Annotated in this window: 6 protein-coding genes and 1 tRNA gene; 4 read left to right on the top strand and 3 right to left on the bottom strand. The window is 70.6% G+C overall.

What is annotated here, in order from left to right:
* The first annotated feature begins 240 nt into the window (after nucleotides 1-240).
* Nucleotides 241-313: transfer RNA gene (locus tag ACFXB5_RS36750), tRNA-Lys, on the top strand.
* A gap of 224 nt (nucleotides 314-537) precedes the next feature.
* Nucleotides 538-1,632: a right-handed parallel beta-helix repeat-containing protein gene (locus ACFXB5_RS36755; protein ID WP_385216500.1), complete on the top strand. Its 1,095-nt coding sequence runs from the start codon at nucleotides 538-540 to the stop codon at nucleotides 1,630-1,632.
* 102 nt (nucleotides 1,633-1,734) lie between these two features.
* Here the strand turns inward: ACFXB5_RS36755 and ACFXB5_RS36760 are convergent, their stop codons facing one another.
* The 3 genes from ACFXB5_RS36760 to ACFXB5_RS36770 form a co-directional block, all read right to left on the bottom strand.
* Nucleotides 1,735-1,965, bottom strand: a complete 231-nt coding sequence (locus tag ACFXB5_RS36760; RefSeq protein ID WP_385216502.1) for a DUF5988 family protein — start codon at nucleotides 1,963-1,965, stop codon at nucleotides 1,735-1,737.
* Between the two features lie 27 nt (nucleotides 1,966-1,992).
* Complete coding sequence (locus ACFXB5_RS36765; protein WP_385216505.1) at nucleotides 1,993-2,763, bottom strand: BTAD domain-containing putative transcriptional regulator; 771 nt, start codon at nucleotides 2,761-2,763, stop codon at nucleotides 1,993-1,995.
* Nucleotides 2,764-3,490: 727 nt separating this feature from the next.
* Entirely contained in the window at nucleotides 3,491-4,303 is an 813-nt protein-coding gene (locus ACFXB5_RS36770) for an SAM-dependent methyltransferase (RefSeq protein ID WP_385216508.1), read from the bottom strand.
* Between the two features lie 244 nt (nucleotides 4,304-4,547).
* On the opposite strand from ACFXB5_RS36770, the gene ACFXB5_RS36775 reads away from it, so the two are divergent.
* On the top strand, nucleotides 4,548-11,876 hold the full coding sequence (locus ACFXB5_RS36775) for a type I polyketide synthase (RefSeq protein ID WP_385216510.1): 7,329 nt from the start codon (nucleotides 4,548-4,550) through the stop codon (nucleotides 11,874-11,876).
* A 41-nt stretch (nucleotides 11,877-11,917) separates the two neighbouring features.
* Nucleotides 11,918-13,619 (top strand): type I polyketide synthase (locus ACFXB5_RS36780; RefSeq protein ID WP_385216513.1); only part of this gene is annotated, 1,702 nt, incomplete at its 3' end.

A 13,619-nucleotide genomic window follows, 5' to 3' on the forward strand; every position in this document is an offset into this window, starting at 1 on the left:
CGGCCGTTCGTACGAGCGCTCCGGCAGCTCGCACGACCGGTCCCTCGACCGCCGCGCCGACAAGCCGCGCTGGAAGCGCAACGGTTGATCGGGCCGTGCGCAACGGTTGATCGGGCCGTGCGACGCGGCTGATCGGGCCGTGCTGAGGGCCGTGCAACACCACGCTGTTGCACGGCCTTTCGCTCCCGGAGGGTATTGGCTCGGGTGTTGGCCCCTCGCCGAGCTATGCTGCGGGGGTGCGGGTCATTAGCTCAATTGGCAGAGCAGTGGACTTTTAATCCATTGGTTCAGGGTTCGAGCCCCTGATGACCCACCTCGGAAACCGCAGGCGCCATTGGTGACCTGCGGTTTCATCGTTTCTGAGGGTCTCGCCGCGCTGTCTTCCGCGGCCCGGGAACGGGGGGTTCTCGCCCCCGTCGTACAGAAGATCGAGTCTCACTCGACCGGCACTTGAGCGGATGCCGAGCGGTACTCGAGCGAAGAGTCTGAACCTGCTGCGTCTGGCCCGCTGCTCGGAAACGCTTAAGGAGACTCCTCGTGCGACTCGCGACAACGATCCGGGGTTTGATCCCCGTCATGGCGCTGGCGGTATCGGCATGGGCGGTCTCCGCTCCGGCGTCCGCCGAAGGAAAGGGAGGCGGGGGAGGGGAGGGCGAGAAGGCGGTCCCGGTGCCCTGCGGGGACGCGGCGGCACTGGTCACGGCGGTGAGCGAGGCCAACAGCTCGCCATCCGGAGGGGCGGTCCTCCTGTCCACGGGGTGTGTGTACACGCTGGGCTCCGCGGCCTTCACCGGTCCCAACGGCGCTGACGGACTGCCGCTCATCACCCGTGACGTGACCATCACCGGGACCCTGGCGACCATCAGACGCAGCGCGTCCGCGGCGGACTTCCGGATCGCGGAGATCGCGCCCGGTGGAAGCCTTACGGTCAACGGCGTGACCTTCTCGGGCGGCCGGGCGACCTCGGGGGCGGGCATCGACGGCGGTGGCATCCTCGACGGGGGCTCGCTGCGGCTGGCCCAATCCACGGTCACGGGCAACACCGCGAGCAACGTCGGCGGGGGTATCGAGATCGCCTCGGGCGGCTCGGCGGTGCTTTCGGGCACGGATGTGACGCACAATTCCGCGGGGGACGGCGGCGGTATTCACATCAATACGTCGGCCACCCTCAGCGTCTCGGGCGGCAATATCTCGGACAATACCGCGGACAGCTCGGGCGGTGGCGTCAGCAATTTCGGAACGACGCTGTTGAGCGCCGTCGGGATCGCCCGGAACAGGACCACCAACTTCGAGGGCGGCGGCATCTCCACCGCGATCGGAGATCTCACGATCAACGGCGGCCGGGTGACCGAGAATACCGCCGGCAGTTTCGGTGGCGGTATCGCCAATATGGGCAGCGCACTGCGGGTGCAGGCCACCACGGTGAACGGGAACACCGCCACGCTGAATGGCGGCGGTGTGTTTCAGCACGCGGGCACCACACAAATGACCGGCGATACGGTGACCGGTAATACGGCCAATGGCGGCCAGGGCGGTGGGATCTTCACCGACGGCGGCTCGATCGCGCTCACCGCGACCACGGTCACCGGGAACAACCCGAATCAGTGCGTACCGGCCCTCGCCGGATGCTGAAAGAGGCGTGACGACCGCTGAAACGACCCTGCTGAACGCCGCGGCGGGGCCCCCCCGCGCGGGGGGCGGGGGGGGGCCCCGGGGGTTCCGGAGCCATGGAGGCTACTCGGCGATTTTCGTGCGCATGGTCCAGCGAAAGATCGCTGTGGTGATGTCAGCGGAATCGTCGACGAGTTCGAAGTGCTCGTATCCATTGCGGTGCTGGATTTTGAGCTTCTTGCTGGTGAGGGTCGACCGCCCGGCCCTGAATGCCCGGGGCAGATCGTCCGGTCCGCCTTCGAGGACGACCTCGATCGGAGTGCCCTCGGACAGATATCTGACGTGTTCGCTCAATATCTCCACCTCCTTACGCCGTCCTCCTCAAGCGGGAACATGCAGTTCCAGTCGGTCATCCGAGGTGAGGATGGCCCGCTGCATGTCCTGCAGGGCCCGGCACGGTTCGAGCCCGAGTTCCTCATTGAGCGTCTTGCGCGCCGCTTGATACACATGCAAGGCGTCCGCCCGGCGGCCACAGCGGTAGAGCGCCAGCATCAACTGACGGTGCAGTGCCTCCCGCAAGGGATGCTCGGTGGTCAGCTGATACAGATCGCTCACCAGCTCGCGATGGCGGCCGAGCATGAGCCGGGAATCCGTCAGCATCTCGATGCATTCCAGCCGGGCTTCTTTCAGCCAGGTCTGAAAGCCTTCGAGGATCGGCCCATGGCATACGTCGTCCAGCAGTGGATCGCGCCAGAGATCGAGTGCGCTTTCGAAAGTCGCCGTGGCCTGCTGGTAACGCCGCTCCCGCAGATGGTCCCGGCCCTCGCACACCAGCCGTTCGAAGCAGTGGAAGTCGAGGCGGTCGTGGCCCAGCCGCAGGACATATCCCGGCGGACGGGTGATAACGGGGCTTTCGTTCTGGCCGGGCCGGCGCAGGAACTTACGGATCTGGGAGACATACACATGGAGCCCGGCGATCGCCCGGCGCGGTGGATACTCTCCCCAGATCTCCGTGATGAGCTGGTCGATCGGGACCACTTGATCGGCGCGGACGAGGAGGACGGTTAGCAGGACCTCGATCTTCCGCGCCCTGACAGTTAATTTCCTCTCCTCTTCCACTACGCGAAGAGGTCCCATGATCTCATATCGCACGATGTGCCCCATCCGAGTCGCCGACGAGTGCGGTCATGGGACAGTCGGCGTCTTTGCCGGAATTGCCCGCGGGGTTGTCTGTGTGTTCTCTCGATTTCGAGGGCGGTCTGCTTCCGGAGGCGAACGTGTGTGCGGGTCGGGCTCTGGCCGTCCATGCGGACCGTCGACCCCTGCCGTCCGGGTGGCGCGCTGGAATTGTCACGTCCCCGGAGTCCGGCGACCCCGAAGGGGATGGGAAGTGGGCGCTTGCCGAGCCGCTTGCGTGTGGAAAGTGGTCCGGCCGCTCCGCACTGGACGGGGACGGGCGGTGCCGCCGGATCCACTGACGCACGCCGTTCGCGACTGCCATTACTCACCCCTCTTTTGTCGGGGCCCTGCCGAGGAATCAGAGGATGGACGAGATCGTCGCCTTCGGCAGGTGCCCCACATCGTAAGCGAGTCCTATGACTACCCACCTCACCTAGAATCCGGATATACGCGCCCTCGAGGCGGCGTCCTCGACGGTGCGGAGCGGGTATTCGCAATACGGTCCGGAAGATCGGAGTCCGGATATCCCGCACTTGAGGTGTTGCAGTCCGCGAATGAGAATACGCGGATCACATCGGCCGGGACAAGCGCATCTTGCGAGATCATGGGCCCCTTGGCGCCGCTTTGATGAGGAGCGGAGAATTCCGTCTGCGCGGGACCCATGAAGGATTCTCGAATAACCGTCAGGTTTGCCGCTGATTCAGGGCTTGTGGGCCACCACGATGGCGCAGCCGGCGCTGGGCACGGTGGGCAGCGCCGACTTGGCGGCGTCCAGCACCTCCTGCACGCTGACCCCGTGGCGCGCCTCGAACTCCCGGCGACAACGCAGGATCCCGTCGATCATGCGGTTGGCGGTGTCCTTGGTGTTCTCGGTGACATCGGTCAGCTCATCGAGCACCAGCCCGGCGTCACCGACCAGACCGGGCCAGTCCTCCAGCCGGGTCAGCGAGGTGACCACAGCGGGATCGTCGTCCGGCTGATAACTGCCGTCGCTCGGCGGGGTGACATCCGTGAGCACCACCCGGCCTCCCGGCCGCAGCACACGAGCCATCTCCCGCAGTGCCGTCGGACGGTCCATGTGATTGATCGATTCGAATGCGAGTACGGCGTCGAAAGTCGCGTCGTCGAAAGGCATCGCCATGGCGTCGGCGTATTGGAATGCCACCCGGTCGGACAGCTCGGCCAGCCGGGCGGATTCGGTCGCCTGTTTGACCTGGAGCTCGCTGATCGTGACGCCCAGGACATTGGCGCCGGTGGCGGACGCCAGCCGCATCGCCGGTTTCCCGATACCACAGCCGACATCCAGCACCCGGTCTCCCGGCCCCACCCGCAGCCGTTCGATCAGCAGATCCGTGAAGCGATCGGTGGCCTCTTGGACCGAACGGGTATCGGACGGGCCGTCCCAGTAGCCGAAGTGGAAGTTGTCGTCCCACGCCATCTGCAGAAGAGGGCCCAGCGAGCTGTAGTAGTCCGACACCGTGCCGCCCGGGGGCACGGCCGAGGGAGAGGTCATGGCACTCCTCCTGTGTGCTCGAAAGATCGGGTCGGCCCAGGGCACATAAAGGCTCACCCGCTCAAGCGATCGTCCGGGGTTCCGGTAACGCGTCTCTAAAGTCACCGGCCGTGGCCTATTTGGCCTTGCTTTAGAACCGCGCCCCACGATGGGCCACGTGCTCGCACCGATCATCAATCCGGAGCGGGAGTGCCGCCCATGACCACGAACACGCAGCCGTTCGCCGAGCGCCGTATGGGGTGCGATGGATAGCGCCGAACCCACCCGCACACCTCAGCACGCGGAGCCCATCGCCGTGGTGGGAATGGCCTGCCGCCTGCCGAACGCACCCAGCCCGTCGGCCTTCTGGCGGCTGCTGCGGCAGGGCGGGAACGCCATCACCACCATGCCGGACGACCGCCGCCGGACCGGCGCCGCCGTCACTGATGGCCCCGCTACGGATGGCGCCGCCACCGACGGCCCCGACGCCGATGGCCCTGCCGCTGATGACCCCGCCGCCGACGGCCCCGTCAGCGACGGCTCCGACCGGCTGGCGCCGACCTGGTACGGCGGCTTCCTGGACCGCGTCGACACCTTCGACGCCTCCTTCTTCGGCATCTCGCCCCGCGAGGCCACGGCCATGGACCCCCAGCAGCGGCTGATGCTCGAACTCGCCTGGGAGGCGTTCGAGGACGCGGGAATCCGCCCCGGAACGCTGAAGGACAGCGCGACCGGTGTGTTCGTCGGCGCCATCTGGGACGAGTACGCCGCTCTCCTGCGCCGGGACGCCACCGCGGCCACCCGGCACGCCATGACCGGTGTCCACCGCAGCATCATCGCCAACCGGGTCTCCTACGGCTACGGTCTGCGGGGCCCGAGCCTCACCGTCGACACCGCACAGTCCTCCTCGCTGGTGGCCGTGCACACCGCCTGCGAGAGCCTGCGCCGCCAGGAGTGCGCCCTGGCCCTGGCCGGAGGCGTCAACCTCATCCTCACCGAGGACAGCATGGCGGCCGCCGCCGCCCAGTTCGGCGGGCTCTCCCCGGACGGGCGCTGTCACACCTTCGACGCCCGTGCCAACGGCTTCGTGCGTGGCGAGGGCGGCGCGGTGGTCCTCCTCAAGCCACTCGCCGCGGCCGTACGCGACGGCGACCCGGTGTACTGCGTCATCCACGCGAGCGCCGTCAACAACGACGGCGCCACCGACGGGCTGACGTCCCCCAGCCCGGCGGCCCAGGAGGACGTGGTGCGCACCGCCCACCGGCGGGCCGGATTCTCACCCGACGAGATTCAGTACGTCGAGCTGCACGGCACCGGAACCCCCGTCGGGGACCCCGTCGAGGCGACGGCCCTCGGCGCCGCGCTCGGCACCGTACGGACCGACGGCACACCGCTGCTCGTCGGCTCCGCCAAGACCAACGTGGGCCACCTCGAGGGCGCCTCGGGCATCGTCGGACTGCTCAAGACCGCCCTCGGCATCACCCACCGCCGGCTGCCGGCCAGCCTTCACTTCACCACCCCGAACCCACGGATCCCGCTGGCCGAACTCGGACTGCGGGTCCAGGACCGGCTCGGCGAGTGGCCCCGTCCGGACCGGCCGCTGCTCGCCGGGGTCAGCTCCTTCGGCATGGGCGGCACCAACTGCCATCTCGTCCTCGGTGAAGCGCCCTCGCCCGTGTCCTCGTCCGCACCGGCCGACGCCCCCACGCCTCCCGTGGTGGCCTGGCCGATCTCCGCGAAGACGCCCACGGCACTGCGCGCCCAGGCCGGGCGGCTGCGGGACCATCTGGCGGACCACGACGGCCTCTCCCCGGCCGACATCGGACACTCCCTGGCCACCACCCGGACCGCCTTCGGGCACCGCACCGTGATCCTCGGCGAGGGCACCGAAGAGCTGCTGAGCGGACTGGACGCGCTGGCCAATGGCATGGAGACCGCCGGAGTGGTGCGGGGCAGGGCCACGGACGGCGGTCTCGCCGTCCTCTTCAGCGGCCAGGGCAGCCAGCGCATGGCCATGGGCCGTGAACTGTACGCCGCCTACCCGGTCTTCGCCGCGGCGCTGGACGAGGTGTGCGACCGTCTGGACGGGCAGTTGGCGGAGCCATTGCGCGAGGTGATGTTCGCCCAATCCCGGTCCCCGCGAGCGGCGTTGCTCGACCACACCGCGTACACCCAGCCCGCGCTGTTCGCCATCGAGGTGGCCCTGTACCGGCTGGCCGAGTCCTGGGGGCTCACCCCCGGCCATCTGATGGGCCACTCGGTCGGCGAGATCTCCGCGGCACATGTGGCCGGTGTGCTCACCCTGCCCGACGCCTGCACCCTGGTGGCCGCCCGCGGCCGGTTGATGCAGTCGATCACGGCGACGGGTGCCATGGCCGCGCTGCAGGCCGACCTGGACGAGGCCGCGGGACTGCTCGCCGGATGGGAGGACCGGCTGGACCTCGCCGCCGTCAACGGCCCCTCGTCCGTGGTGATTTCGGGCGACCACGACGCCGTCCACGCGACTACCGCCGCCTGGCGCGAGCGCGGCCGCAAGGCCCGGCTGCTGAAGGTCGGCCACGCCTTCCACTCGCCGCACATGGACACCATGCTCGACGAACTGCGCGCCGTCGCCTCCGGACTGACCTTCTCCGCACCGGCCATCCCCCTCGTCTCCAATGTGACGGGACGGCTCGCCACCGCCTCGGAGCTCGCCGCACCGGACTACTGGGCCCGGCACGCCCGCCACGCGGTGCGCTTCATGGACGGCGTGCACACCCTCCTGGACGCCGGTGTCACCACCTTCCTCGAACTCGGGCCGGACGCCCCGCTCACCGCCATGACCCGCGAATGCCTCACCGCACGGCCCGGACCGGCCCCCGGGCGGCCACGCCCGGCCGCCGTGGCCGCGCTGCGCCGCGACCGCCCCGAGGTGCGCACCTTCGCCGCCGCCATGGCCCAGGCGTATGTCCGCGGCACCGAGGTGGCCTGGGACCGGGCCTGCGGCGGGCACCCCCGGCAGCGGGTCCCCCTGCCGACGTACGCATTCCAGCGGGACCGCTACTGGCCCGGCACCACACCCGAATCCACCGCGCGGGGCACTCACACCACCGGGACGGAGGCCGCCCCGGACCAGGCAGCGCCCGCGGGAGAGACGGCCGAGCCCGGCGACACGGGGCCGGACCGGGACCCGCTGGAGGTCGTGCGGACCCAGGTGGCCCTCGTCCTCGGACACTCCGAGCCGGATGCCATCGATCCCGGCCTCACCTTCAAGGAGCTGGGCTTCGACTCGCTCGCGGCGACCGAACTGAGCGAGCGGCTCGGCGCCGCCACCGGGCTGCCCCTGACCGCCACCCTCACCTTCGACCACCCCACCCCCCTGGCCGTCGCCGACCATCTGCGCGCCCACACCAGCCCCGCCGCCACCCCGCCCGCGTCAACGGCCCCCGCACCGCGCGACGCCGACGAGCCGATCGCGGTGGTGGCCATGGGCTGCCGCTTCCCCGGCGGCGTCGACTCGCCCGAGGCGCTGTGGCGGCTGGTGGCCGAGGGCGTCGACGCGATCGGGGAGTTCCCCCGGGACCGCGGCTGGGACCTGGCCGGACTCTTCGACCCCGACCAGGACCGCCCCGGCACCAGCTACGCCCACGAGGGCGGCTTCCTCTACGACGCACCGGAATTCGACGCGGAATTCTTCGGGATCAGCCCCCGGGAGGCGCTCGCCACCGACCCACAGCAGCGGCTGCTGCTGGAAACCGCGTGGCAGACCTTCGAACGGGCGGGCCTCCGCTCCACCGCCCTCCAGGCCAGCGCCACCGGAGTGTTCGTCGGAGTGATGCCCCAGGACTACGGCCCCCGGCTGCACGAGGCGCCCAAGGGGCTCGACGGCCATCTGCTCACCGGCGGCACCCCGAGCGTGGTGTCCGGCCGGGTGGCGTTCACCTTCGGCCTGGAAGGGCCCGCGGTGTCGGTGGACACGGCGTGTTCGTCGTCGCTCGTGGCCATCCATCTCGCGGTACGGGCACTGCGGCAGGGCGAATGCGCGCTCGCCCTGGCCGGAGGGGTGACGGTGATGGCCGCACCCGGCATGTTCACCGGCTTCTCCCGGCAGCGGGGCCTGGCCCCCGACGGGCGGTGCAAGCCGTTCGCGGCCGCCGCCGACGGCACCGGATGGGGCGAGGGCGTCGGCCTGCTGCTCCTGGAGCGGCTGTCCGACGCCCGGCGGAACGGCCACCGGGTCCTCGCGGTGATCCGGGGCTCGGCCGTCAACCAGGACGGCGCCTCCAACGGCCTGACCGCGCCCAACGGCCCCTCCCAGCAGCGGGTGATCCGCCAGGCGCTCGCCGATTCCCGGCTGTCCGCGTCCGAGGTGGACGCCGTTGAGGCCCATGGCACCGGAACCACCCTCGGCGACCCGATCGAGGCGCAGGCATTGCTGGCCACTTACGGGCGGGAGCGGCCCGAAGAGCGGCCCCTGTGGCTGGGCTCGCTGAAGTCCAACATCGGCCACACCCAGGCCGCGGCCGGTGTGGCGGGCGTCATCAAGATGGTGATGGCCATGCGGCACGGACTGCTGCCCGCCACCTTGCACATCGACGCGCCCAGCCCGCACGTCAACTGGGACAGCGGCGCGGTGCGGCTGCTGACCGAGCCGGTGGAGTGGCCGCGCGACGAACACCCCCGCCGCGCGGGCGTGTCCTCCTTCGGCATCAGCGGCACCAACGCGCATCTGATCGTGGAACAGGCCCCCGAACCGGAACCCGTCCCCAGCGGCCCGCGGACGGACGAGGACGACCGGCCGGTGCCCTGGGCGCTGTCCGCCCGCAGCACCGAAGCCCTCCGGGGACAGGCCCGGGAGTTGGCCGCCCACATGGCCGCGGACGACACACCGTCGCCCCGGGACGTGGGCTGGTCGCTGATCACCACCCGGACGGCGTTCGACCACCGCGCGGTGGTGGTCGGCGGGAGCCGCGACGAACTCACCGCCGCCCTCGAGGCGTTGGCGGCCGACGAGACGCATCCGGGCGTGGTGGGCCCCGGTGCCACCCGCTCCGGCGCGGCAGTGGACGCGGGCCCGGTGCTGGTCTTCCCCGGGCAGGGCTCGCAGTGGGCCGGGATGGGCGCCGGACTGCTGGACGCCTCACCGGTGTTCGCCGCCCGCGTGGCGGAGTGCGAACGAGCGCTCGCGCCCCACGTCGACTGGTCGCTCACCGATGTCCTGCGGGGAGCCGAGGGCGCCCCCGATCTGGGCCGGGTGGATGTGGTGCAGCCGGTGCTCTGGGCGGCGATGGTGTCCCTGGCCGCCGTATGGGCCGAGTACGGTGTGCGCCCCGCCGCCGTCGTGGGGCACAGCCAGGGCGAGATCGCGGCGGCCGTGGTGGCCGGAGCGCTGACCCTGGAGGACGGTGCGAAGGTCGTGGCCCTGCGCAGCAAGGCGTTGCGGCGACTGGCCGGAGGCGGGGCCATGGCCTCGCTGGCACTGGGCCATGAGCGGGCCGAGGAGCTGCTGACCGGGCTCGGCGACCGGGCCGCCGCGGTCGTGGTGGCGGTGGTGAACGGGCCCGAGTCCACGGTGGTGTCCGGGCCGCCGGAGCAGGTGGCCACTGTGGTGGCCGCGTGTCAAGAGGCGGGCGAGCGGGCGCGGCTGATCGAGGTGGACTACGCCTCGCACAGTCCCCAGGTCGATGAGATCGCCGAGGAACTCACCGAGCTGCTCCGGGGAGTTGAGCCGATCGAGACGCCCGCGTCCGGAGTGGTGTTCTACTCCACCGTGACCGGTGGCCGCACCGATGTATCCATCCTGAACACGGACTACTGGGTGCGGAATCTTCGGGAACGGGTGCGGTTCGCCGATGCCGTCGAGGTGTCGCTGGCGGCTGGGCATCGGGTGTTCATCGAGGCCAGCACCCACCCCGTCCTCACCATGGCGATGCGGGAGAGCTTCGAGCACGCCGAGATCGGCGCCGCCGCGGTGCCCACCCTGCGGCGCGACCACGGGGACCCGGCCCAGCTGACCAAGTCGGTCGCGCAGGCGTTCATCGCCGGGGCCGAGGTGGACTGGTCGCCCGCCTTCCCGGCCCACCCCACGCCCCGTACGGTCGATCTGCCCACGTACGCCTTCCAGCGCCGGCGCTACTGGCTGGACGCCCCCGGCGGGCGCGCGGGGGACCCCGGCGCCCTCGGCCTGGTGGCCGCGGACCATCCGCTGCTGGGCGCCGCGGTGCGGCTCGCCGACGGCAGCGGCCATGTGCTGACCGGACGTATCTCCCCGCAGACGCACGGCTGGCTCGCCGACCATGTGGTGGCGGGCGTGGCCCTGGTGCCCGGAGCCGCGCTGGTGGAGTGGGCGCTGCGGGCGGCCGACGAGGCCGGCTGCGGTGCGGTGGAGGAGCTCGCGCTGCGGCTGCCGCTGGTGATGCCCGCGACGGGCGGCCGGTGTGTCCAGGTGGTGGTGGGCCCACCCGCCGACGACGGACGCCGTGACATCGCGCTCTACTCCCTTCCCGACGACGGCCTTCGCGCGGGTGGCGACACCGACTGGATGTGCCATGCCGTGGGCGTTCTCGGCCCCGCCGTACCGGAAAGCCGGTCGGGGGAGTTGCCCGGGACCTGGCCTCCGCCGGGAGCGCGGCCGGTGGACACCGACGGGTTCTACGCACGGATCGCCGCATCCGGATACGCCTACGGCGCCGCGTTCCAGGGGCTGCGCGCGGTGTGGCGGGACGGCGCGGATCTGCTGGCCGATGTGGAGCTGCCCAAGGCCGCGGGAGAGCCCGGTGGGTTCGGGATTCACCCTGCCCTGCTGGACGCGGTGCTGCATCCGACGCTGCTGATGGACGGGATGGACCGGATGGACCGGACCCAGGGGGAGGAGGACAGCGGCCGGATGTGGCTGCCGTTCACCATCAGCGGTGTGTCTCTATGGGCGGCCGAGGCCACCGCCGTACGCGTCCGGCTCACCCCCCGTCCGCAGACCGCCGGGGCCGAGGGCGAGCGTGAACTGCGGGTCGTCGTCGTGGATGCCGTGGGCGCCCCGGTGCTGACGGTTGACGCGCTGGTGCTGCGCCCCGCCGACGCCGATCAGCTGCGGTCCCTGAACACCGGCCGAGTGGCGACCGAGAGTGTCGGTGGCGGAAGCGTACGGCGGCGCGCCGCCGCTGCCGTCACCGGAGCGTCGTCCGTCGACTGGGCCGCCCGGCTGGCGCGGCTGTCGGCCGTGGAGCGATACCGCACCCTCCTCGGCCTGGTGCGCGACCACGCCGCCACCGTGCTGGGACACACCGATGCCGAGGCGGTGCACGCCGACGCCAGTTTCAAGGAGCTGGGCTTCGAGTCCCTGACCGCCGTCGAACTGCGCGATCGCCTCGCGGCCGCCACGGGTCTGCGGCTGCCCGCGGCCCTGATCTTCAGACATCCGACCCCGGAAGGCATCGCCCACCATCTTGTGCGACGGCTGACCTCCGACGGTACCGACGCCACCCCCACCGCGATCGTCCCTCCGAGCACGCAATTGCCACGGCAGCCGACGGATGAGATGAGCGCGGCCCAAAGACTGGAGTCCGCCTCCGCGGATCAGGTCCTTGAGTTTATTGACAACGAGCTTGGTGTGTCCTGAATGTGCCGGGCGCGACGATCGCTGAAGGCCGGGTGACCCTCATGGCGAACGAAGAGAAGCTGGTCGAGTATCTCAAGCGCGTTTCCGCCGATCTGCACGATACGCGTCTGCGCTTGCGCGAGGTGGAGGAGCGTAGCCACGAGCCGGTGGCCGTGGTCGGCATGGCCTGCCGCTTTCCCGGTGGGGTCACCTCCCCGGAGGAGCTGTGGGAACTGCTCGTCTCGGGTGTCGACGCGATCGGGGACTTCCCGACGGACCGTGGCTGGGACCTGGAGAACCTCTACCACCCTGATCCGGAGCACTACGGCACCAGCTGTGTCCGCCAGGGCGGATTCGTCGAGGCGGACCGCTTCGACGCGGCGTTCTTCGGCATCAGCCCCAGGGAAGCGCTCGCCATGGATCCGCAGCAGCGGCTGGTGCTGGAGATGGCCTGGGAATCCCTGGAGCGGGCCGGTATCGACCCGGTGTCGCTGAAGGGGACCCGCACGGGTGTCTACGCCGGGGTGTCCAGCCAGGACTATCTGTCGCGCGCCCCGCGCATCCCCGAGGGGTTCGAGGGTTACGCCACCACGGGCGGACTCACCAGTGTGATCTCGGGCCGGGTGGCCTACACCTTCGGTCTGGAGGGGCCGGCGGTGACGGTGGACACCGCGTGCTCGGCCTCGCTGGTGGCGATGCATCTGGCGGTGCAGGCGCTGCGGCAGGGGGAGTGCACCCTGGCCCTGGCGGGCGGTGTCACCTCGCTCGCCACCCCCATCATGTTCACCGAGTTCTCCCGGCAGCGCGCCCTGGCCCCGGACGGCCGGTGCAAGTCCTTCGCCGCCGACGCGGACGGCACCGGCTTCTCCGAAGGCGTCGGGCTGGTGGTGCTGGAGCGGCTGTCGGAGGCCCGGCGCAACGGTCATCGGGTGCTGGCGGTGATCCGGGGCTCGGCCATCAACCAGGACGGCGCCAGCAACGGCCTCACCGCGCCCAACGACGTGGCCCAGGAACGCGTCATCGGCCAGGCGCTGGCCAACGCCCAGCTGGCGCCCGGCGATGTGGACGCCCTCGAGGCACACGGCACCGGCACCAAACTCGGCGACCCGATCGAGGCCGAGGCCCTGATCGCCACGTACGGCCAGAACCGCCCCACCGACCGGCCACTGCTGTTGGGCTCGCTGAAGTCCAACATCGGCCATACGCACGCGGCGGCCGGTGTGGCGGGCGTGATCAAGATGGTGATGGCACTCCGGCACCCCGGACTGCCCGCCAACCTGCATCTGGACGAGCCCACCCCGCATGTGGAGTGGGAGGGCAGCGGACTGCGGCTGCTGAACGAGCCGGTGGAGTGGCCCCACCTGGAGCGGCCCCGCCGTGCGGCGGTGTCATCGTTCGGCATCTCCGGCACGAACGCCCATCTGATCCTGGAGCAGGCTCCTGAGGAGGAAGAACCGACCGAGTCGGTCTCCTCGGGCTCGGACATGGGCCCGGTTTCGTGGGTGGTGTCGGGTCGGAGTGTGGAGGCGTTGCGGGGGCAGGCTGCGGCGTTGGGTGAGTGGGTGGGGGGTGCGTCTGGGCTTTCGTTGGTCGACGTGGGGTGGTCGTTGGTTACGGCGCGGTCGGTGTTTGAGCATCGGGCGGTGGTGGTGGGTGGTGACCGTGTGGAGTTGTTGGCGGGTGTGGAGGCGTTGGCGGGGGGTGTGTCGCATCCGGGTGTGGTGGAGTCGGGTGCGGCGGCGTTGACGGGTGATGTAGGGCCGG

The organism is Streptomyces sp. NPDC059455, from assembly GCF_042750115.1.
Lineage (GTDB): Bacteria > Actinomycetota > Actinomycetes > Streptomycetales > Streptomycetaceae > Streptomyces > Streptomyces endocoffeicus.